This is a genomic window from Kangiella sp. TOML190 (genome assembly GCF_023706045.1).
In the GTDB taxonomy this organism is placed as follows: domain Bacteria; phylum Pseudomonadota; class Gammaproteobacteria; order Enterobacterales; family Kangiellaceae; genus Kangiella.
In genome coordinates this window covers 205,209-227,358 of record NZ_BQYL01000001.1, presented here as the reverse complement: position 1 = coordinate 227,358, position 22,150 = coordinate 205,209, and the positions used below count along the sequence as shown (strand labels likewise).

Here is a 22,150-nt window from a genome sequence, read left to right as displayed (position 1 = left end):
AAAGAAGAGAGTGATAATTTTATAAAGAAGCCAGTAGTTTTTTAGCTTCTATTATTTCGCTAAATTCCATGTCGGCATGTTGCCAAGCTGATAATGCCTTCTCAATATATTCTTTTGCCGCGGTTTGATCTTCTTCGAGAATCATTAACTTCGCCATGGCCAAGGCGGTATTGGGGTAACCTGGCGCCATTTGATTCATTTGACGGATGTGTTTTCCGGCATTTTCTTTATCTTTTAAGGCGAGATAGGTTTTGCCCAGCCAGTCTAAAAAATAGAGTTGATCGGGGAATTGATTATTAATAGCTTCAAACCCAACAACCGCCTCTTGGTATTCGCCAAGTGCAAAAAGAGTTTGCGATTTATAAAAATTAATTTGTAAATCGTTACCATCAGCTAAATATTCACGAGCGATTTTGAACACATTATCATACATCGGCATTGCTTCTTGGGCTTTGCCTTGCGCGTTTAATAACATAGCATGCGCTACTTGGGTGTTAATCAACACGATTTCTTCATTACTGTCTTCAGCCGCAGCATAACCATTTTCAATGACTGCTTGCGCAACCTCTTTTTGTCCAGCTTTAAAGTAGTTCCATGCTCTGCCAGACTCTGCGCGCGCAGCTTCAGTAGGCGAGAATTTTTCGGCAAAAAACTGATAGGCATTTCGATAGACTTTCGTGGCTTCGAGTAATTGACCGTATTCCCAATAAAAACTAGCAAGGTTTAGACGAGCGGTATATTCTTCGTTAGGAGTATCGCTTTGGCTAATAGCCTTTAGGTAATATTCCTTTGCATTGTTGTATTGACCATTTCGAGCGTAAATCTTAGCAAGCTCGCGCAAGCCATTTGAATAATTAGGATCAATACTCAAAGCTTTTTGATAATTAGAAATTGCGGAATCTATATTACCAGTTTGGCTGTATAAATCGCCGAGGTTTTTATAAGCTAATGGCTGACTGGGGTAGTGCTTTTGGTAGTTCTCGTAGGCTTCAATGGCTTTGTCGTACTGACCCAGCGCGGTATAGGTATCTCCGATTTGATCCCAGAGGCTGCTTTGCGAGGGATCTAACTCGATGACTTTCAACCAGCTTTCAATGGCTACTGGAAGTTTATTGCTAAAGTTTGCCATTAAGGCCTTTAGGTAATAGGAGTCGTATTCGGTTGGGTAGAGAGTTGACCATTGATCTAGCGTTTCAAATGCTTTATCTAATTTTTTTGAAAAGAAGTAGTTACTGGCGTTGACTGAAATCTTTCTCTTTCTGTTAAGCGGTAACTCTGATGTTTTTGAGCTAGCTCTGTATATTTCTGAGCGGTTTGAATGCCTTTAAAACGAATAAGGAAGTTTGCATAGCGCATTGCGGCCTGAGAAAAGGTTTCGTCTAGTGCTAATGCATTGCGGTAGAGTGGATCTGCGGCTGCTTTTTCATCACCAAATAGTTGAATACTATAGGCTTTTGAATAGTCTAGAAAAGCATTCCAATTGTTGGTGTAGAGGTCTTCAATCGGTAGATCGGTATAATCTTGATTATTGGCATTTAAGTGTGCATTGATTTGCTCTGAAAGATTATCGATGGCAGAAAAATAATTTTTATTATTGGTAGTAAACTGCTTTACCAGCCTTCCGGTTTTAGCATTATATAAATTGGCAGCCACATGGTAACTTGAATTGTCATAGTTGAGTTGACCATTAATAAAAAATTGGCGAGATTTTCGCTTGGCTATATCGATTTGTAGGGTTAGTGGCAATCTTCCACCTTTAAATTTAGCTCTTTCGAGAGCGATTTCAAGCGCCCCAATATCCAACAATGAGTAAAAAATGTTTTGCCTTAAATCTCGGTTCAATACTTCAGAAGTAACAATGGCAACAGAGTCTAGGGATTCAACGCTAGAAATATTTTCGAAAGGGAAAATATCGATTGGTTTTAAGTACTGCTTGCGCGCAATCATTCTTTGCTGGGTATTCCCAGAGTCATCAGTCATCATCACTGTGTCGACGGTTTTTCCAAGATCTTCATTTTTATACAGCTGATGAAGTGTCACAGGGATGGTGAGTAAATACAGTGGAATAAAGATTTTTTCAAACAAACGCCACTCTTGTTTCCCTGGTGCGCCATGGTGCCAAGCTAACACTAGAATTAGAGGTAAACAGAGTAATAAGAATACTACTAGTACTTCTTCCCAGTTGGGCGACAAGGAGTAGCGACCAACGGCCCATTGAGTAAACTCAAGTGCAGTCCAACTACCTGCTAGAAAAATACCCAAAAATTGAGGGATGCGCCTTTCTAGTATTTTGGAAAAGAAACCGGTCGTTTCTGACATGGTATGCTTCGGGTGAATAGTTTAATGCTATTTTAAATAGTAAAGATTCAAAAGGTTAGGGTCAAATAAATAGAAAGAAAGTGTTAACAACACTATTAGCTTTTACGCTACTTTACTTGTGGTTAATCGTTAGAAACACTAGCTTAGTTTTGACGAGTGTATAAATAGGAGTCCTTTTGGCAATCGAAAAGCATTGTAACAAACTCGTTAACCCAGTTTAAAGTTGCCAACGATAGGCTGCAAAGACAGCCTTAGCTGCCTTTGTGATTTTATAATAGGTAAGTTTAATTGTTACAAAGAAGCCAGTAGTTTTTTAGCTTCGAGCATTTCTTCAAACTCGATATCGGCGTTCTGCCAACCATCAAGTGCCTTTTGCAAATGCTCCTTGGCTTGCGGGATTTGTTGGTTGGCGATCATGATTTTAGCCATAGCCAAGTTATAAGCAGGGAACGCTGGAGCCAGGATTAGCAGCTGTTCGTACTGCTCTTTAGCTTTATCCCAATCCTGCATGGCAAGAGAGGTCTTTGCTGGCCACTCCATAATGTCGACGCGGTCAGGGAAGCGTTGGTTGAGCTCTGCAAAAGCTTCTAGGGCTTGCGAGTATTGTTGGTTATGGAAATAACTCATACCCTTATGATAATTGATCACTGCTGTGTTGGAATCAGCGTAGGACTCTCCAATTCGTATGAGTTCATCAAAGACCGTTAGTGCCACATCGGACTGTCCAAGTTGATTGAGCAGCATGGCTTTGCCAATCTGGGTATTGATAATTAAAATATCTTCTTCATTTTCTTGAGCGTATTGTACTGCCTGCTCGACTAATTCTTTTGCGAGATCAACTTCGCCAGCAAGATGGTATTGCCAAAGGTGCAATGCTTCCACTTGCATAGCTTTGGTTTTTGATTCTGTTTGCGAGTAGTCTGCAAAACCTTGACGCAAGTACTTAACTGCTTCCTTACGCTTTCCATATTGCCAATAAAAATCAGCAAGCCTTCTTCTGTTGCCCAAAAGTACCGCTGGCGTATTACTGTTTTCAATCGCGAGTAAGAAGTTCTGCTCGGCTCTTTGAAATTGGCCGGTACGAGAATAGGCATTGGCAAGGTTGGCAAGCACATTAGGGTTGTTAGGGTCAATACTCAAGGCTTTTTGGTAGCTACTAATAACGGAATCGAAGTTGCCTTCTTTGATGTAAAGATCGCCTAAGTTTTTGTAAGCAATAGGATTGTTGGGGTTGCTTTGGGAATATTTTTCATAGGCGTCTAATGCCAGTTGATATTTTCCAGCAGCATTATAGATATCGCCAATCATATCCCACAGGTAGCTTTGAGATGGATCCAACTCTATAACTTTTTTAAGGTTAGTTACGGCCTCGTCTTCACTACCTTTATTAAACTGTAGAAATTGGGCTTTCATAAAGTAAGCCTGCCAATCGGTAGGGAAAAGCAGAATCCATTGATCAAGAGCATGAAAGCCTTTGTCCCTTTGTTGGGTCAAAAAATAGCTAGTGGCATTTACTGGGAAGCGCTCCCTATCAGTAAAGCGGTAATTGTGATGTTTTTGCGCTTGCAGAGATAATTCGCGGGCTTTAACAATTTTATTTTGTTGGATGTTATAGAGTGAATACACAAACGCTGCCATCGAAAACGTAGGATCTTGCTCAAGGGCTTTGATATAGAGAGTTTCGGATTCTTGTTTGTTGTTACCAAAGAGCTCAATAATTCGTGCTTGGACATAGCTTTCAAACGCTGACCAGTTGTTAGTGTATAAATCTTCAATAGGCAGATCGGTAAACTCTAGGCCGTTCGGAAAAAAGTGGTCATTGACCTTTTGGGTGAGCTCATCAATTGCCGAAAAATAGTTACTGTTTTCAGCAGAAAAATCTCTGACTTTACGACCGTTTTTGCTGTTGTATAGCGCAATCTTAATCTGATAATTGTTGCCAACTTGGTTTAGGCTGCCATTAATTAGGTAATCACGTTTTCGCTCTTTAGCAAAGTTTATTTGGAAAGATAAAGGCTGATTTTTAAAGCTTTGGTTGTCGCTCTTAAAAGCATTGCTGACCATACTTACATCGAGACTTGAGAAAAAAATGTTTTGTTGTAAATCGCGATTAATGACTTCCGAACTAATAGCCGCCAAGGGATCTAGTTCGGGTTTGTTAGTGAGATTTTTGAGTGGGTAAACGATCAGTGGTTTTATAAATTCTGACTTGGCAACCGCTTTTTTTTGCATCTTACCGGAAGCATCTTGCACCATTACTGTTTCAACGGTTCTGCTTAAGTCTGTATCTTGATAAATTTGATGCAGAGTTAGCGGGATTGCTATGCCGTATAGCGGAATGAAGATTTTTTCAAACAGAGTCCAGTGCTGTTTGCCTGGTGCACCATGGTGCCAAGCTAACACTAAAATCAGTGGTAAGCAGAGTAATAAGAATACTACTAAAACTTCTTCCCAATCAGGAGACAACGAATAGCGTCCTACCGCCCATTGGGTAAATTCTAAAGCGGTCCAACTACCGGCTAGGAAAATACCCAAAAATTGAGGGAGGCGCCTTTTTGTGAGTTGTGAGAAAAAGCCAGTATTATCAGACATAGGTTTATAGTATTGTAACTTTAGAAAATTCAGTAGTTTAATAGTAAAGATTCAACCTAAGAGGGTCAAACGGATACTATGATTAATCAAATTAAATTGGCGCTTTTTACGCTACTTTACGCCACTGTAACATTTGTACACAGTGCTGAGGTTCCTAAAGGCTTCCAAATTGATGTCTTCGCCAGCGAGGTTGAAGGTGCGCGACAAATGGCTTTATCTAAAACGGGCATTATTTATGTGGGTTCTATGCGGGCTGGCAAAGTGCACGCGGTTATCGATTCTGACGGTGATTTTAAAGCAGATAAAACCGTGTTGGTTATGGATGGGCTGAACTTACCTAGTGGTCTAGCTTATAAAGATGGTGATCTTTATATTGCTGAAGTGGATCAGGTGATTCGGATCAAGGATATTGATACTAGTTACGATAAATCGCCCAAAAGTGAGGTGGTTTACGATAATTTACCCGATAAGTCCCATCATGGTTGGAAGTACACCAAGTTTGGCCCTGACGGGCGACTCTATGTTCCTATAGGTGTCCCTTGTAATATTTGTTTGTCGGAAGATAAGCGGTTTGGAACCATCGTTGCCATTGATGTGACCAATGGTGAGTCGGAAGTGGTTGCCAACGGCGTTCGAAATAGTGTCGGTTTCGATTGGGATCCTAAAACTAAGCACTTGTGGTTCACCGATAATGGCCGCGATATGATGGGTGATGATGTACCGCCATGCGAGCTTAACCAAGTTAGTGAAGCGGGGCAGTTTTTTGGTTTTCCTTATGTGCACGGTAAAGCGGTAAAAGATCCAAAATTTTATAAACGCTTTGCAAATGATCGACCCAAGATGGATTTTGTCGAGCCTGCTTGGGAGTTCCAAGCGCATGTAGCGCCTTTAGGAATGCTTTTTTATCAAGGAGAACAGTTTCCTAAGGAATATCAAAATTCGATTTTTGTGGCGCAACATGGCTCTTGGAATCGCTCATCCAAGGTTGGCTATAAGGTGGTGAATCTTCAAAGGGATGAGCAGGGTAAGGTGGTTTCGCAAACCGATTTTGCCACTGGTTGGTTGGATGGAGAAGAGACGTTAGGGCGTCCTGCGGACGTGATTATGCTTAGCGATGGCTCGCTACTCATTTCTGACGATGGTTTTAGTAAGATTTACCGAGTCAGTTATAACGGATCAGCAAAATAATCGAGTTTAGAGAGCATTAAAAAAGGCCTACAGTGGTAGGCCTTTTTGTTAACAAAACGATAAATTACCAGATTTTGACACGATCTTCTGGAGCCTTATACATCTTGTCACCAGGTTTAACATCAAAGGATTGATGGAACTCTGGCATATTCATAACAGTACCATTGGCGCGGTACTCTGCTGGCGAGTGCGGATCCGTCTTGATTCGCTTACGCAACTCTTCGTCACGATATTTACGCGCCCACACTTGCGCCCAGCCGTAAAAGACTCTTTGGTCGCCGGTCATGCCGTCAATAATAGGGGCTTCTTTGCCATTTTTGGACAATTGATAAGCTTTATAAGCAATGGTTAAGCCGCCCAAATCGCCGATATTTTCGCCCTGGGTAAATTCACCGTTGACGTGAACGCCATCTAACACCGTAAAGTCGTTATATTGTGCGACCAACTTATCGGTGCGCTTTTCAAATTCCTTACGATCATCTTCGGTCCACCAGTTGCGTAATTTGCCATCACCATCAAATTGTGAGCCGGAATCATCAAAACCATGCCCCATTTCATGCCCTATGACTGCGCCAATGCCACCATAGTTAACCGCATCATCTGCTTCAAGGTTAAAGAAGGGTGGTTGCAAAATAGCTGCTGGGAAAACGATTTCATTCATCACTGGGTTGTAGTAAGCATTAACCGTTTGCGGATTCATAAACCATTGAGTGCGGTCGATAGGTTGCCCTAGCTTTTCGCGATTTTGTTTGACGGCAACCATAGTGGCGCGACGCATATTGCCAGCTAAATCAGCGGCATCAATGTCGAGTTCAGAGTAGTCTTTCCACTTGTCCGGATAGCCGATTTTTGGATCAAATTTAGCCAATTTATCCAAGGCTTGCTTTTTGGTATCTTCGCCCATCCATTCAAGCTCTTTGATACCTTGGCCATAAGCTTTACGTAAGTTTTCAACCAAGCTGGTCATTTTAGCTTTAGCTTCCGGTTTAAAGTGTTTTTCTACATAAATTTTACCAACCACTTCGCCTAAAACACCGTTAATCACATCAACACCGCGTTTCCAGCGAGGCTCTTGTTCTTTAACGCCGCTTAAAACGCCTTGGTAGAAGCGGAAGTTTTCTTGATCCATCGCTTTATTCAAGAAGGGGGCGGCATTAGTTATTAGATGCCATTTAAAATAGGTTTTCCAATCGTCCAGCGAGACTTCTTTGAGCATTTTGTCTACTGCCGTGAAATAATCGGGTTGGCCGACAATAGCCTTGTCCATTGAGCTAACCATAGCTGCTTTTTTCCAAAGCTCCCAATTGGTATTAGGCATTAACGCTTTTAATTCATCGAGTGATTTTTTGTTGTAGGTGGCTACTGGGTTACGCAGTTTTTCTTTCGCCCATTGCTTTGCAGCTAATTCCGTTTCCAGTTTCATTACGGATGCCGCTTTTTCTTCGGGCTTGTCTATTCCGGCTAATTCGAACATTTTGCTCATATGTTCAACGTAAGCTTTGCGAATTTCTGCACTTTTTTCATCTTCATCAAGATAAGTTTCGCGGCTAGGTAAGCCTAACCCTGATTGACCCATTTGAGTGATGTAGTTTTCGGTATCGCGCGGATCAACGTAAACAAACACCCCAATTGGTGCGGTACTGATCATTTGCGCATAGGCCAAATATTCCGACAAATCATCTAAATTCTCGATCGCGTCGATTTTGGCAAACTCAGGAGTAAGTGGCGCAGTTCCTAGCGCTTCCAGCTTGTCTTCATTCATGTAACTTTTAAACAAGTCACCCACTTTTTGCGCGTCAGAGCCTTTTTCTGCATTTGATTTAGAGGCTTCTTCAATAATGGCTTTCACGTCTTCCTTTGCTTTTTCAGCCAGAAGGGTAAAGGCGCCATAATTAGATTTGTCTGCTGGAATTTCAAACTCCTTAAGCCAAGTGCCATTTACATGACGAAACAAATCGTCTTGCGGGCGGACTGACATATCAAAGTTAGATTTATCAATGCCTGATACTAAAGCTTTTGGCGCTTCGACCTTTTTCTCAAGGGGCTTTTCAACCTTGGATTGGACATTTTGCTCGCCAGCAGCGCTGCTTTTTGCTTTCTCTTTAGAACCGTCTGAACAGGCAGCAACTACTGCTAAACATACGGCGCTGATCACAAACTTTTTCATAATGACACCTTTCTTTAAGAAACTTAATTTGACTAAGTTGTTGATACTTTAATAAAAAATATTTTCAGCCGGATATACTACCAGAACTAGGGGCAATAGAAAGTCGTCAACTTTTACAGCAACTATTTTATGGTAACAGAGTGTTACAATAATTATTAACTCTTTGATTTACTTGGCAGTTTTAAGTTTGACACTAGAGTTTTAATGACTCACAATGAAATTATCGTGTTAGGCCAAAGGAATAGCTTATGAATATCAAATCTCTTTTTCTAAAAAGTCTTTTGTTAAGCACTTTCGTGTCAATGCTTTTCTCAACCTCCGTCAGTTATGCTGACGACCAGGATGACAAAAATTCGAAAGATTCTCAGATTAACTCTTGGACATCCGTCACTATAGATAACGATATTATTGTGGGCGGTGATGGCGGCTATACCAACGGATTGATGATATCTTGGTATGATGTTGGGGTATCCGATGCAGTGGGCCCTGGCGGCCTTGTTTCGCCGTTAGCAGGTTTAGTCACAGATTCGCCTCTGCGTAACTCTGTCAATATCTATACTTTTGGACAAACCATGTCTACCCCTGATGATATTGAAGTAGAAGAGTATATACCCGATGATTTGCCTTATACCGGTTTGCTTTATTTTTCAAATACTTATCTTGTGGTAGCAGATGATTTTGCTGATGATGTCAGTTTAACCTTAGGGGTTATTGGTCCTGCTTCACTTGCCAAAGAAACTCAGATAGCGGTACACGATATAACCGGTTCTGATGACCCCAAAGGCTGGGGCAATCAAAGCTCTAATGAAATTGTATTCCAATTGAAACGAGGTCGCACCTTCAGAAACTGGGTGAGTGAGAACGATACTTTTGATTTCTTGAGTCGAGCGGAGTTAGGTATAGGCACGATTGATACTTCGTTGGCCGCTTCAGCTACAATGCGCTGGGGTACTTCACTTGAAAACTCTTTTGGTAGTGTGCCATTGCAAAGCTCGCGAGTGACCAACCCATTAGCCTTTAAAGAGTCTTGGTATTTCTATATGGAAGTCGGAGCCAACTACCGTGGCTATTCCGTATTCTTGGATGGTAATACCTTTGCTGACAGTAATTCAGTTGACTACAATAACTTTACTTATGGTGCATCCATTGGTTTTGCGTATTCTTGGAGCAATTGGAGTCTTACCGTTGCTGTGGCTGATCGTGACTTAGGTAATGATGCTTTCGATACTTTTGAAACTGATTACTATAAGTACGGTACGGTAACCCTCGCTTGGCGTGGCTAGTCGGAATAGTGCTTAGGGTAGCGCCTGTATTTTTTTAATTCTCGCTAATAAGTCGTCGTTCATGGCGACTTTTTCACCAGTGACATAATTGATCATCACCACTCGGGAAGTGCCTTTGGTCGCTACGGTTTTTTGTTGTGCGCTATAAGCTTGGTATTCCATAGAAAAGCCAAACTCATGCAGTTCAGTGATCTTACAGCCGATAAACAGTTGATCGGGAAAAGTGACCGGACGGCGATAGCGACAATAATTGTCCGCCAAGATGGGCCCAATCGGTTGTTGCTCAGGGTTCTTATCTTCTAATTTGGCGCTTAAGCCCATGGCTTCTAAATAAGCAATCCGCGCCGATTCAAAATAGCGTAAGTAGACAACATTATTAACGTGTTGAAAGGCGTCCATCTCGCCCCAAGCAACGGTTACTGGTTGGATAACTGGAAAGGCGGCTTTAAATTCTTCAGGTGTCATGCACAAAGTATCCTTAAGATAAATTCACGATGTTGAGTGGGTTGAGCGCGCCTTTATCTTCGGCTGCAGAATTAAATTCCGGCGCGTCAAATAGTAAGTCTTCTTCATTCGAGCTTTGCTGTAAACTCTTAAAATCGAACAAATCCGTATCGGCAAGATGCGATGGCGCAACATTAGTGATGGATTTGAAGATGGTTTCGATTCGGCCAGGATATTTTCGGTCCCAATCTTGTAACATCATTTTGATATTCTGCCGTTGTAGATTTTCTTGCGAACCGCATAGGTTGCAGGGAATGATCGGAAACTCTTTGAATTTGGCGTACTGAGCGATATCTTTTTCTTTAGCGTAGGCCAGTGGTCGAATGACGATATGCTTACCATCGTCACTATTGAGCTTTGGCGGCATTGATTTTAGTTTGCCGCCAAAGAACATATTCAAGAACAAGGTTTCAATGATATCGTCACGGTGGTGACCTAAAGCGATTTTGTTAATGCCATTTTTTTCTGCCCAGCCATAGATCACCCCACGCCTTAATCGTGAGCAGAGACCACAGGTAGTTTTGCCTTCTGGGATCACCCGCTTAACCACGCTGTAAGTGTCTTCCTCAATAATCTCGAAGGGCACTTCGATGGATTTTAAGTAATTAGGCAAAACCTGCTCAGGAAATCCAGGTTGCTTTTGATCCAAGTTAACCGCGATTAGCTCGAACTTAATCGGTGCGCTTTTTTGTAAGCTCAGCAAAATATCAAGCAGGGTGTAGGAGTCTTTACCGCCAGATAGGCAGACCATGATCTTATCGCCGTCTTCGATCATATTGTAGTCGGCGATTGCCTCGCCCATGTTACGTCTTAGGCATTTTTGCAATTTATTGAAATTGGTTTTTTCTTTCTTGGCCAGCATGATGTGCTAATGGTAAATCTCGAAAGGCGTTATTATAGCCGAATTTTTAGTCGATTACGCTAGGATTTATTAGCAAAATTCAGTAGATTGAGCTGATGCAATCGACTACCGCTGCGACATCTTTTCATGGTTTTAAACTGCGCTTACGACGCGGAGAAAAGCATTTATGTGCGGTGGAGCGAAACTTTATAGACTTAATAGGATGCTTTGGAAAGTGTCAAATAATGCCTTTTTCGCGCTCGCCTTTTGAGTATTTGGTTCGCAGTATTATTTCACAACAGCTATCATCTAAGGCTGCCAGCACTATTGTCGGACGAGTTGAGCGAGCACTTGGCAGAAAAAAGATAAATGCGCGAAATATTTTGGCGCTCAGTCATCGGCAGCTGCGAGAGTGCGGTTTGTCGAATGCCAAAGTTAGCTATTGTCATGCGATTGCTCAAGCGGAAATCGATAACAAGATTAGCTTTAAGGAACTGTATGGACAAGGTACGGACGAGGTAATCACTGCCCTAACTGGCTTGAAGGGTGTCGGCGTTTGGACCGCGCAAATGTTTTGTGTTTTTGCTTTAGGACATCTTGATGTGTTGGCAACTGCGGATGTGGGCTTGCAAAGGGGGATGCAGAAACTGTATCAATTGCCAACAAAACCTAGCGCCGAGCAGATGTTAAAGATTAGCAAACCTTGGCAGCCTTACCGAAGTATCGCTAGCTGGTATTTATGGAAAATTGCCGATAGCAGCTGAAAATGTCCTTTTGTTAGAACTTTTTGTCTCAAACTTGATAATAGCATTGGTTAAAAGCGCCTATACTTAACGCCAATGGAGCTTAACAATAATAAACGGATACATGGAATAAGAATAAATACCTATCGACTACCAACTTTGATACTAAAGTAAGAGAAACCCCTGCCCTTGACTGTTTTGCTCAGTTCAAGGGCTTTTTTTGTTGTCGATAGTTTGGATTTACAGTAAGTTGCAGCTATTGGATTAACCTTGACGCAAATTTTATGCTAAATATCCTGTGGCTGTTGTTTTTTGTGATTGCTTTTGTATTAGCGCTTTATCAGTGGCTAGTGGGCGGTGATAGCCAATCGTTTCCCGACTTGGTTAAAGCTATATTCGATATGGCTAAACTGAGTGTAGAAATTTCCATCGGCTTGATAGGGATTCTAGCCTTTTGGCTTGGTTTATTAAAAATCGCGGAAAAAAGTGGTTTGGTCAATTTATTGGCAAAAGCTTTATCGCCATTATTCCGAAAGTTAATGCCGCAAGTGCCCGCTGGGCATCCTGCGCTAGGTTCTATCAGCATGAATATGGCGGCCAATATGCTAGGTTTGGATAATGCTGCTACCCCTATGGGGATTCGAGCTATGGAGCAGTTGCAACAACTTAATCCGACAAAAGATACTGCTTCAAATGCACAAATTTTATTTTTGGTGTTAAATACCTCAGCAGTTACCATCATTCCAATCACCATTTTGCTCTATCGAACGCAAATGGGTGCGGCTGATCCGGCCGCAGTGTTTTTACCCCTATTGTTAGCAACCTGCGCCTCGACTTTTTTTGGTCTGTTAGCCGTGGCAATTATGCAAAAAATATCGTTATTTAATCGAGTTATAGCAGCTTATGCGGCCGTATTTATAGGAGTGATCGGGTTAATAGTTTGGGCTTTAGTAAGGCTGCCAGCTGAACAAATGACCGAAATTAGCTCAGCAATGGGAAACTTCTTATTGATGTTGGCGATTGTTGGTATTTTACTTTTTGGTTGGCGCAAAAAGGTTGCGGTGTATGAAACTTTTGTTGAAGGTGCTAAGGAGGGCTTTAAGGTTGCGGTGACCATTATTCCTTATTTGGTTGCAATGCTCACAGCCATTGGTGCTTTACGAGTATCCGGTGTCATTGATTTCTTTTCCGCATTGGTGGCTAAATTGGTATCCAGCTTGGGCGGCGATACTGATTTTGTAGATGCTATTCCAACCGCTTTAATGCGTCCTTTTAGCGGCAGCGGCGCGCGAGCCATGATGCTCGAAACCATGGAAACGCAAGGAGTCGACTCTTTTGCAGGTAAATTGGTAGCGATTATTCAAGGTAGCACAGAGACCACTTTTTACGTTCTAACGGTGTATTTCGGTGCTGTAGGTATTAAGAAAATCCGCCATGCATTGGGTTGTGGTTTAATTGCTGACTTGGCGGGTATTGTTGCCGCAATTTTATTAAGTTACTGGTTTTTCGCTTAATTTGTCTTAATATTGCTTGGTCAAGGCAAAGCGCTGGGGTAGTTATTTGCTTTGGTTAGGCCAGCGGATCTGCATTTTGGCGCCACCAAGTTTACTGGACTGCGAAATCGTAAACTCACCCTCGTGCCAGATCGCAACTTTTCGTACAATATAAAGCCCTAGACCAAAGCCTTTATGGTTTTGCTCTTTAGCATTTTCACGGCTAAAAGGTTGCATCAGTTTAGCGGCGTTATCACCCACCCCAGGACCGTCATCTTCCACTGACAACAAGCACTGCTCTTGATCAAGGTAGAAGTCCAAACTGATTTTTTCTTTAGAAAAGCGCAAAGCATTGGTTAGCAAATTCTGCACAGCAATTGACATAGACCCTTTGTCGAAATAAGCCTGAACATCCTCACTATGGCAGTCAATTAAGATCTGATCTTGATAGATGGAAAACTTATCATAAATTTCCTGTAAAAAGGTTTTCATGCAATGAAACTCTCTATGAATGTTATCTGTTTCATTCTCAACTTTGGCAAAAGATAGATAATCGTTAACCAGTGATTCAATTTCCGCAATATCATTTTTCATACGCATTTTTTGGTTGGCACTGATGTTTGGCTCAATAATTTCTAGCATAAATTTCATGCGCGCGAGTGGAGTTCGGATTTCATGAGAAATAGTGCGCGACAAATCTTTGTTCATCTGAATAAAGTTTAAGATCTTGTTGGACATACCGTAAAAGGAATTGGCCAAGGGGTAGATATTGGATGATTCCTTAATAGACCGTTGCATGGCGACTGGCTTACGCCCGAATTCTAGCGCATCTTGTTGTAGCTGCTGCAAGTCACGAAAAATTGGTCGCATTAAAAACAACAACAAGCAAGCTAGGCTGCTGTAAAACAATGGGATCACATAAGGTTCAAATTGCGAATCGTTGGATTGGTGCTCAAAGGGGCCGAAGCGAGTTAGTAATTCGGCATCGTTTTTTTTGTAATAAAAAGTTCGGTTGTTATTATCTGCAATGGCGATGGTTTTTCCTTGTTCGAGCATTGCGGCTAAATCTTCCGGTAGGGCTAGCGTTTGCGATTGTATAATTTCAAAAGTAGGTAATCGTTGCTCTTTATCGGCAGACAAATCGCTGTCATGGTGAAAACGTTGGATTAAGTCATCTACTTCAACTTGGTAACTGCTATTGGGCGTTTGGGTTGCTTCGTAAATGGAATTAAAAGACCAAACCAATAACGCAGCGGCCAAAATAATAAGCGCGTAAAAGCGGTAAAACTGAAACTTCATGGCTAGCCGAGAGCCTTGGTGTAGGTGAATAAATAACCTTTACCCCAAACCGTCCGGATCACTAAACCAGGAACATTAAAGTCTTCTATTTTTTTGCGTAGACGGCTGGTTCTTGCATCAACTGTTCGATCAAGTCCATTATATTCGCGGCCAATAATGGCTTGAAATAAAAATTCACGGGATAAAATTTTCCCTTGGTTTTGGGCAAAAATCCAGAGTAATTCAAAATCTTGGCTAGTTAGATCCAGCGCTGAGCCGTTGAGCGTTGCAACTTGCTTATGTTTATCAAGCGTTAGATCAGAAATGGTAATGTTTTCAGCAGAAACTGGACTTTGATTTTTTCTTAAGTTAGCCCGAATACGCGCCAACAGTACATTGGGCTCTACAGGTTTAACGATGTAATCAATTGCTCCTAGCTCTAGACCTTTAATTTGATCTTCGTCATCGCTAAGCGCGGTTAAAAAGATAATAGGGCATTGGAATTTTTCTTGCAGTATGCCATTTAAGTTAAAGCCATCGATATCGGGTAGCATCACATCGCATAGAATCAAATCAAAATTTTCATCATCGGCTAGCTGGTGGACATCAAGCCCTTTCGCCAGATGTTTGAGCCTATACCCTTGAGCCTCCAAGTATTCCTGGATCAATTCTGCCAGCGGCAGGTCATCTTCAATTAAGAGTATTTTGCAATCTAACATGGCTACTACAGTATACCTATGCCGTAATGACGACGCTTTCTTTTTTTCACGGGTTGAAAAACGCTAAGAGCAAATGTTGCTGTGGCAAGAGTGTCGTTATTATCATTATTTTTCGCCGTTAGTTTGATATTTTTGCTGGCCGTAATAGTCACTTCCAAATCGGCTTGTTTGACTTGGTTGTCACACCAAATAGGTTCGTTACTAAAAGAGTGGTAAATGCAAATATTATGCCGTTGTTTGCTGCGATATAAGAGGGTGAGCCTTTGCTGGCAACTATCGCCCTTTTGTTTAATAACGCATACAGAAGGTGTGATAGCCAGTTTGGCAGAATCGCTTCTTGATTCACGTGGGTTTTTTTTCCAAGGGCTGGCAGCTTGGGCGTCATTTGCGGCATAAAGAAGTCCTATCCCTGTTAGCAACAAGAGACAAAAATTATTAAGAGTCCTCCCCGTTTTATTCATAAGCCCTTATTCATAAGTCTTAGAATCGGTATTTCACGCCAAGAAAATAGGTATCTATATGCTTCCTCTCTATGATCAAACTATCCTGAATTTCATCAGCTAAATAGTTCCGTTTAACAAAACCATGCCATGACCAGTCGTCATTAATCATGTATTCGGTACTTAACGTTAAGTAATAATTGGTTCCAGAAGAATTAGGTGAATAGCTGAAAAAACTGGTTAAACTCTCATCTTCATCCAAACCATAATAATAGTTAAGTAGTTTCTTACTTTTATGGGTTGCGCTAGCTGCCAAGTACCATGACCAGTGTTCGCTGATAGTAAAGTAGCGCGCAACCGATAAATCCAGCTCGTAACCATGGTGAACACCGCTGATATCGTGGTAGTAACCCGTGCGTAGATCAAAGCCGGCAATTTGATAATTCAGCTCCAAACCGGCTAGATAGGATAGATGTCTATCCACATCTTCGGGTTGGGGTGGATTAGGCCCACGGCCAGGCGGCGGAACCCCCAGTGCTGAAAAGACGCCGAAATCATCGAGTTTAAAATAAACTCCGTCTTCGTTGAGGCGTCCAACGAGATCAATATAGAAGTTTTCCTGTTCAAACAGGCTGTATCCTAAAGTAGTATTTTCTAGATAAAACTTTTCACCGTAATAACTGATATTGGGCAGCAGGTAAAGATCGAAGTCATCCACTCCTGTGATCAGGCTTTCTACTTGGCCATACCCTAGACTTAAGGAAAAATTCCATTCTCCTACTGCAACTTGATCATGGTCTAGCTCTTCCGAGTTTTTTGAATCAGCCTCTTTTAGAGAGTCGCTTGGATTCTCACTAGTCATTTTCTTGCTAACACTGGAGATCAGCTTAACTTCTACTGGCTCGGCAGCCACAGAGGCTAATGAGATCAGTATGAAAAAAGTTAGCAAATATTTTATCAAATATTTCATAAAAATGGGTAAGCGATAAAAGGCGCACATCTCCTAATATAAGTGGCGTCTAGTCTATCAATGGCCGATTAGTCTTGTCCAACCAGTAACGGTTATTCGTACAAATTCGTACAAAGTTTGGCGAACTCATTGATCGTTCATTAATCGTACAATTTCGTACAAATCTTTACTCCGCTTATTAAATATCTCTGTGCTATACCTAGCGCCGCTAAAAAAATATTTCATATTGTATTACTAACACAACTAGGAGTTCGCGGTGAAAATTAAGACTATAGCTACAGTTGTTGCCGCTGCTGTTTATTCAGCAGGAATGACGGCAGCTGCCAGCGACGCGATAGGTAAAAAAGACTATCAGCTGGAAAAGATTGATATTAGCCCTCTAGCGGTTAAAGCTCGGGTGGAAGCCAGTAAAAATCAGACACAGGATTCGACCGATGCTTTGCTCGAAGGCTATGGGGCCAATGTTAAATTAACCCCAAAACGTAAATTCACTGCCGAGAAAAATCTTGGTGGGGTTCATACTTACATCATTCAACTAAAAGATGCACCAGCAGCGCTATACACTGGTGATGCAAAGGGCCAAGGAGCTACCAAGCATTTATTTTCGAATAAAACCATGGGGCCAAGAAGTGCCAATCTAAAATCTCACTCTGCGGTCGCCGCTTATACTAGTAAGTTACAGTCTAAGCAAAACGCCTTTATCAGCAAAGCAGGTTCGGTAGGCGTTAATTTAAATATTAAAAGACAACATCAAATTGCGGTAAATGCGGTAGTTGCCGAGATGACTCAGCAAGAAGCCCAGCAATTAGCTAAGCTTGGTGAAGTAATCCATATTTCTCGCAATGTTAAACATGAATTATTAATGGATGTTGCCCCTGAGCGTACAAATGTTCCAGCGGTTTGGGCTGACACTAGCACAGCTGGAAGCCCTGATGGTATTAAGGGCGAGGGGATGTTAGTAGGGGTTATTGATACTGGTATTAATACTCAACATCCATCTTTTGCTGCAACTGGTGACGATGGTTATACCGTGGAAAACCCACTGGGCACAGGCAATTATTTACACGATTGTAGCGCTGAAGAATTTGCTAACTTATGTAATGATAAATTGATCGGGGTTTGGTCGACACCTAGCATAACCCATGCTTTTAGCGATCCTGAATTTGAAGAGTCTCGCCCAGCTAACGGTGAAGATTACCAAGGTCATGGCTCACATACTGCTAGCATCGCCGCTGGTAATGTCTTGTACGATGTTCCTTACAAATTACCAGCCCAAGCCATCTCAAGTAGTGGTATTGATACTGGCTTAACCATCAATCAAATGTCCGGTATAGCGCCGCATGCTAATGTTATTTCTTATCAGGCTTGCTATCCAGGAAATAGTGGTGATAAATGGGCAGGTTGTCCTACAAGTGTTGCCATACAAGCTATTGAGCAAGCCATTTTAGATGGCGTAGATGTTTTAAACTACTCAATTTCTGGTGGTTATGACTCGCACAACGATCCTGTAGAGTTGGCTTTCTTAGCGGCGCATGAAGCTGGCATTAATGTTGCTGCTTCGGCAGGTAATGCTGGTGCTTTTCGTTCGGTGAACCACGTTTCACCTTGGGTTTTATCAGTAGCTTCAAGTCAGCATGGGCGAAGTTTTAATGTACAAACCGCAAAGCGTTTTGAAAACTTGAGTTACAATGGGACGGCAATTCCTCCTAGCTATCGAACTGACATTCAAGGAATTAATATCGAGAGTGTTACTGGAAGCTTGGTTCTAGCTTCTAATTATGGTGATGCACTTTGTTCTTCGCCTTTTATGGCAGGTACATTTAGCAACAACGAGATCGTTTTTTGTGAGCGTGGAGATGTTCCTTTAATTGACAAATCTGCAAACGTTGCTGCTGGCGGCGGTGCTGGGGTTGTAATTTATAATACAGAAGAGTCTTCACAAGACTTTTATGCACAACTACCACATACAATTCCTGCCATGCAGATGGACAGATATGATGCTCAAACGATGGTGGATTGGTTAAATGATTCTGATGGTCATATGGGCACGATTCCAGCAACTCAATCCAGTTCATCGGTTAATGAAGGCTTGGTGGACGCTATTTCATCCTTTAGTTCGATAGGTTACGCTTGGCTTGACGAGTATCGAGAAGCAACAGCACCGTCTATTACCGCGCCAGGCTCAGACATTTATTCTGCTTATTCTGAAGATCAACCTTTTACGCAATATATTAGCCCCACAGCCTTTAATACGATTAGCGGTACCTCTATGGCCAGCCCCCATATCGCTGGTGCTATGGCTTTGATTAAGCAAGCCAGACCGAATTGGACGCCTTCTGAGGTAATGTCTGCATTGCAATTAACAGCTAATGATCAAGTTGGTGATAAATTCGGTCGCCCTGATGAAACTAATCCTTGGTTCTATGGCTCAGGAATTGCGCAAGTAGACAAAGCCATTCATTCGGGTTTGATTATGAATGTGCCTGTAGAACATTATGAAATTGCGAATCCTTACCAAGGCGGTAATTTGGGTGCTTTGAATACTCCGAACATGGTTGATTCGAAGTGTTTCAAGTCGTGCAGCTGGGTGCGCGAAGTGACCGCAACCGTTGATGGCAGCTGGGAAGTTACTACTCAAACGGGCGAGTATAGTGTTGGTGTTGAGGTTTTTCCAGCAAGCTTCACTTTGGCGGCTGGCGAAACTCAGCGACTGCTCATTACCGGTTCATGGGTAGATTCTCAAAGCGCAATTTCTTCGGCTCGAGGTCAAAGTGTATTCGGGAAAGTTTTATTAACTCACGAAAATGCTTCTACTCCAGTAGCTCAGATGAATGTCGAGATGCAGCTTGATAGTGGTAAGCTACCTGAGGTTGTTGAATATAAAGTTGACTCATCTAAAACGAGCCATAGTATCAATCAAGTTGCTTTTGGGGTTGCGCCGCAGATTATCAGTAAAGCTTATCAACCAGTTTTAGCTAATATTGAAGAGCTTGAGCTGATTGAGCGAGTGAATGGAAACGGTGAAAACCTTTTTGAAATTGCGCAAGATTTAGAGCGAGTAAAAGTAAGCTGGGTTACAGTTCCTGAAAATGCAAAGCGCTTTGTCGCCGAGGTGATTGAAAGTCGAGGAGCCATTGATCCTAAAGAACATACAGATCCTGTGGGTAATGCTGGTATTTATGTCGGTATTGATTTTAATGAAGATGGTGTGATTGACTATGACAACGAAGCGATTTGTAAATCAGTTGCTAAGTCTTTTGAGCTTAAAGATTGGTGTAATATACCAAACCCTCAGGCAGGTAATTACTGGGTTGTATGGCAAGAACACAACCATAACAAGCGTAGCTATCAAGGTATTGAAGACGCAGTCTTTCAACACAAAGTAGCTACTGCGGTGGTATTGAATGAACCAGCTGATAATCTAACCGTAGAAGCTCCTAGCTATAGCGATGAAGAGGCTTTTTCGGATATCGCTTTACAGCTTAATGCCCCGTCTTTTGCTGATGGAGAAAAGTATTATACCGCGATTGAATTTAGCTCTGGAGAAAATGATTCTGGTAATTTAGGTATTATTGGAGTCAACTTTATGCGCGGTCAAGACAATGTTCGGATGACATCCAGTAAAAATGGTGCGGTTGTCGAGGATGTGATCGACTATAAAGTATCAGTGATGGCTAATTTAAGCGGATCTGATCGTAGTTTTAATCTTTCTTCGCAAATTCCTGATGGGTTAGAGCTGGTTAGCGATAGCGTGAAGTTAGTCCAAAACCGCTTCATTAACGGTGAAGCTACTCAAGAAGCAAATAGTTTTAGCTTTTCAGGTATCCAAACTAACAGTCGCGATCGAGCACGCGAGTACTTAATTACTAACTCGATCACGGATGCTTCTTGTCGTACGCCTGTTGAAGACGGCGGTTACATTAATTTGTTTGATTACGGTTATATGCCGTTAGAAAACGCTCCGCAAAGTAATCGTGAGCCTGCTTTACAGCTAACCTTGAGTGAACTCTACCAAGATTCGCGTGCTACTGAAGGAGAAACTTACTCACTCTACAACTACCATGATGGTTATGTTTTCAACAGCAATAGCTTCTATATTTGGGGTAACGGCATGGTTGATTTGCATGGTATAGCGCCAGGTTTCTTTGGTTCTTACCAAAATGTAGCTTTTAATGACAATTACAAAGCACCATCTTTCGCTAATATGGGCGTGTTTTGGTATGGTGTTGCTGGTTTTGGCTCTCAAGGTATGGAGTTTGGTGCTCCCTACGTTGCGAGTGAAAACGAAGCCGAATCTTCGGGTATTAGTTTTGTTCAATTGGTGGATGAAAATAACCAAGGCACTCATGTTATTATCGAGTGGGATAATCTTCAGCACCTAGAAGGGGTGGGTTGTAACTTCCGAGGTTGTGCCGGTTGGGGGCCAAACCCTAATTCTAGCACTCAAGTGGATGCGCAGTTGATTATCGCACGTGATTATAGTAGTGCCCCGGGTGATTATGAACTTGTCTATGCCTACGACAATCTAAACTTTGCTGATTATCAAGGCAATGGTTCTGAGTTTCAGCAATCTGTAACCGTTGAAAAAACAGCAACCGCTGGTGTTCATGGCGGCGCTAGCCCTTGGGCAGGTGCTCCGGTAGATGGCTATATTAACCAAAGCATCATCCCTGATAATAATGGTTTTGGAGGACTCGATAGTTTCCTGCAAGACGATATGGTTGTTTGTTTAGATTACAATGGGCCAGAAGTTACTGCCTTTGAAGTTGAGTTTAAAGTTAAGGTTAAGCCTGAAGCGATTGGCCAAGATTTTGTCATCAATACCCAGCTTGACCTTGATGGAACTGAAACTAAACACTTGATGGAAACTTTAACCGTTCCTTCCAACATCATGTTATTTAGTATTGATGATCAGGAAATGATAGAAGAAGGCACTATCGAAGGCATTCAAGTGGCTTATATGGATAACGATAATGTTTCCAATACCATCAGTGTTTCTGGCGAAGGCATCACTGCGGTTGTCAACGGCCATGAGAATGGTTCAACCTTTGACATTACCGGTAACAAGGACTTTAGTGGTGTTACTGAAGTGACCGTAACGGTAAGTGATAATAATCAGCCTACAGACGCAATGAGCACTAGCTTTAAAGTGACCATTACTGGTGAGAACGATGCGCCGGTCGTGCAACTTGCGGCTAGCGAAATTAGTATCACAGAAGGTGAGACAGTTAACTTGGATGCATCTTCAAGCTATGATCCTGATGGCGATGTCTTAAGCTTCGAATGGTCAGGCGACGGTACTATTGCTGACGCTTCTGCCGCTGCAACCAGCGTAACGGGCTTAGCGGCAGGTTCGCACAGCTTTGTTGTGATGGTCAGCGACGGCAATTTAGCGGTTGAACAAACCGTTCAAGTTGAAGTGGCTGCGCAACCAGTAACACCAGATCCAGAAGGCGATGGTGACGGCGGCTCAGGTGGTGGTGCTATCAGTTGGATTCTACTAGCAATGCTAGGAGTCTTCTTCAGACAGCGTTTCGCTAAACAAAGCTAACATTGGTTTTGTAAGAATAAAGCTCAGGCCCTAGGGTCTGAGCTTTTTTATGCAGAGTGGTT

The 22,150-nt window shown here is 42.1% G+C and carries 15 protein-coding genes; 5 read left to right on the top strand and 10 right to left on the bottom strand.

Going from position 1 to position 22,150, the window contains the following annotated elements:
• Positions 1–19: 19 nt before the first annotated feature.
• The 3 genes from NFS34_RS01015 to NFS34_RS01005 all read right to left on the bottom strand — a co-directional run bounded on the left by NFS34_RS01015 (position 20) and on the right by NFS34_RS01005 (position 4,854).
• Positions 20–1,129 (bottom strand): tetratricopeptide repeat protein, encoded by a 1,110-nt coding sequence (locus NFS34_RS01015; RefSeq protein WP_251357981.1) that lies wholly within the window; start codon positions 1,127–1,129, stop codon positions 20–22.
• Positions 1,130–1,206: 77 nt separating this feature from the next.
• Positions 1,207–2,085, bottom strand: coding sequence for a hypothetical protein (locus NFS34_RS01010; RefSeq protein ID WP_251357980.1), 879 nt, complete (start codon positions 2,083–2,085; stop codon positions 1,207–1,209).
• 525 nt (positions 2,086–2,610) lie between these two features.
• Positions 2,611–4,854, bottom strand: a complete 2,244-nt coding sequence (locus tag NFS34_RS01005) for a tetratricopeptide repeat protein (protein ID WP_251357979.1) — start codon at positions 4,852–4,854, stop codon at positions 2,611–2,613.
• 135 nt (positions 4,855–4,989) lie between these two features.
• On the opposite strand from NFS34_RS01005, the gene NFS34_RS01000 reads away from it, so the two are divergent.
• Entirely contained in the window at positions 4,990–6,099 is a 1,110-nt protein-coding gene (locus NFS34_RS01000) for a sorbosone dehydrogenase family protein (protein WP_251357978.1), read from the top strand.
• 64 nt (positions 6,100–6,163) lie between these two features.
• On the opposite strand, the gene NFS34_RS00995 is transcribed toward NFS34_RS01000, so the two are convergent.
• Positions 6,164–8,266, bottom strand: coding sequence for a M13 family metallopeptidase (locus NFS34_RS00995; protein ID WP_251357977.1), 2,103 nt, complete (start codon positions 8,264–8,266; stop codon positions 6,164–6,166).
• Positions 8,267–8,514: 248 nt separating this feature from the next.
• On the opposite strand from NFS34_RS00995, the gene NFS34_RS00990 reads away from it, so the two are divergent.
• Complete coding sequence (locus tag NFS34_RS00990) at positions 8,515–9,549, top strand: lipid A deacylase LpxR family protein (RefSeq protein ID WP_251357976.1); 1,035 nt, start codon at positions 8,515–8,517, stop codon at positions 9,547–9,549.
• A 12-nt stretch (positions 9,550–9,561) separates the two neighbouring features.
• Here the strand turns inward: NFS34_RS00990 and NFS34_RS00985 are convergent, their stop codons facing one another.
• The gene (locus NFS34_RS00985; RefSeq protein ID WP_251357975.1) at positions 9,562–10,014 is read right to left on the bottom strand and encodes a thioesterase family protein; all 453 of its coding nucleotides are present in this window, start codon (positions 10,012–10,014) and stop codon (positions 9,562–9,564) included.
• Between the two features lie 13 nt (positions 10,015–10,027).
• Positions 10,028–10,915, bottom strand: coding sequence for a tRNA 2-thiocytidine(32) synthetase TtcA (ttcA, locus tag NFS34_RS00980; RefSeq protein ID WP_251357974.1), 888 nt, complete (start codon positions 10,913–10,915; stop codon positions 10,028–10,030).
• 224 nt (positions 10,916–11,139) lie between these two features.
• On the opposite strand from ttcA, the gene NFS34_RS00975 reads away from it, so the two are divergent.
• On the top strand, positions 11,140–11,658 hold the full coding sequence (locus tag NFS34_RS00975; RefSeq protein WP_251357973.1) for a DNA-3-methyladenine glycosylase: 519 nt from the start codon (positions 11,140–11,142) through the stop codon (positions 11,656–11,658).
• A 263-nt stretch (positions 11,659–11,921) separates the two neighbouring features.
• On the top strand, positions 11,922–13,151 hold the full coding sequence (locus NFS34_RS00970) for a nucleoside recognition domain-containing protein (RefSeq protein WP_251357972.1): 1,230 nt from the start codon (positions 11,922–11,924) through the stop codon (positions 13,149–13,151).
• A gap of 42 nt (positions 13,152–13,193) precedes the next feature.
• On the opposite strand, the gene NFS34_RS00965 is transcribed toward NFS34_RS00970, so the two are convergent.
• Genes NFS34_RS00965 through NFS34_RS00950 form a run of 4 tightly spaced genes read right to left on the bottom strand, consistent with a single transcriptional unit; the run spans position 13,194 to position 16,537 of the window.
• On the bottom strand, positions 13,194–14,429 hold the full coding sequence (locus NFS34_RS00965; RefSeq protein WP_251357971.1) for an ATP-binding protein: 1,236 nt from the start codon (positions 14,427–14,429) through the stop codon (positions 13,194–13,196).
• 2 nt (positions 14,430–14,431) lie between these two features.
• Complete coding sequence (locus tag NFS34_RS00960) at positions 14,432–15,127, bottom strand: response regulator transcription factor (RefSeq protein ID WP_251357970.1); 696 nt, start codon at positions 15,125–15,127, stop codon at positions 14,432–14,434.
• Positions 15,128–15,132: 5 nt separating this feature from the next.
• Positions 15,133–15,588: a DUF3019 domain-containing protein gene (locus NFS34_RS00955; RefSeq protein WP_251357969.1), complete on the bottom strand. Its 456-nt coding sequence runs from the start codon at positions 15,586–15,588 to the stop codon at positions 15,133–15,135.
• A 19-nt stretch (positions 15,589–15,607) separates the two neighbouring features.
• Entirely contained in the window at positions 15,608–16,537 is a 930-nt protein-coding gene (locus tag NFS34_RS00950; RefSeq protein ID WP_251357968.1) for a MipA/OmpV family protein, read from the bottom strand.
• A 256-nt stretch (positions 16,538–16,793) separates the two neighbouring features.
• Here NFS34_RS00950 and NFS34_RS00945 point away from each other — a divergent pair, with 256 nt between their 5' ends.
• Positions 16,794–22,088: a S8 family serine peptidase gene (locus tag NFS34_RS00945; RefSeq protein ID WP_251357967.1), complete on the top strand. Its 5,295-nt coding sequence runs from the start codon at positions 16,794–16,796 to the stop codon at positions 22,086–22,088.
• Positions 22,089–22,150 lie beyond the last annotated feature (62 nt).

Coding starts and splice junctions, on each gene's coding strand:
- NFS34_RS00975 (WP_251357973.1), top strand. CDS start 11,140: ATGCCTTTTTCGCGCTCGCCTTTTGAGTATTTGGTTCGCAGTATTATT.
- NFS34_RS01000 (WP_251357978.1), top strand. CDS start 4,990: ATGATTAATCAAATTAAATTGGCGCTTTTTACGCTACTTTACGCCACT.
- NFS34_RS00960 (WP_251357970.1), bottom strand. CDS start 15,127: ATGTTAGATTGCAAAATACTCTTAATTGAAGATGACCTGCCGCTGGCA.
- NFS34_RS00950 (WP_251357968.1), bottom strand. CDS start 16,537: ATGAAATATTTGATAAAATATTTGCTAACTTTTTTCATACTGATCTCA.
- NFS34_RS00965 (WP_251357971.1), bottom strand. CDS start 14,429: ATGAAGTTTCAGTTTTACCGCTTTTACGCGCTTATTATTTTGGCCGCT.
- ttcA (WP_251357974.1), bottom strand. CDS start 10,915: ATGCTGGCCAAGAAAGAAAAAACCAATTTCAATAAATTGCAAAAATGC.
- NFS34_RS01015 (WP_251357981.1), bottom strand. CDS start 1,129: ATGGCAAACTTTAGCAATAAACTTCCAGTAGCCATTGAAAGCTGGTTG.
- NFS34_RS00985 (WP_251357975.1), bottom strand. CDS start 10,014: ATGACACCTGAAGAATTTAAAGCCGCCTTTCCAGTTATCCAACCAGTA.
- NFS34_RS00955 (WP_251357969.1), bottom strand. CDS start 15,588: ATGAATAAAACGGGGAGGACTCTTAATAATTTTTGTCTCTTGTTGCTA.
- NFS34_RS00970 (WP_251357972.1), top strand. CDS start 11,922: ATGCTAAATATCCTGTGGCTGTTGTTTTTTGTGATTGCTTTTGTATTA.
- NFS34_RS00995 (WP_251357977.1), bottom strand. CDS start 8,266: ATGAAAAAGTTTGTGATCAGCGCCGTATGTTTAGCAGTAGTTGCTGCC.
- NFS34_RS00990 (WP_251357976.1), top strand. CDS start 8,515: ATGAATATCAAATCTCTTTTTCTAAAAAGTCTTTTGTTAAGCACTTTC.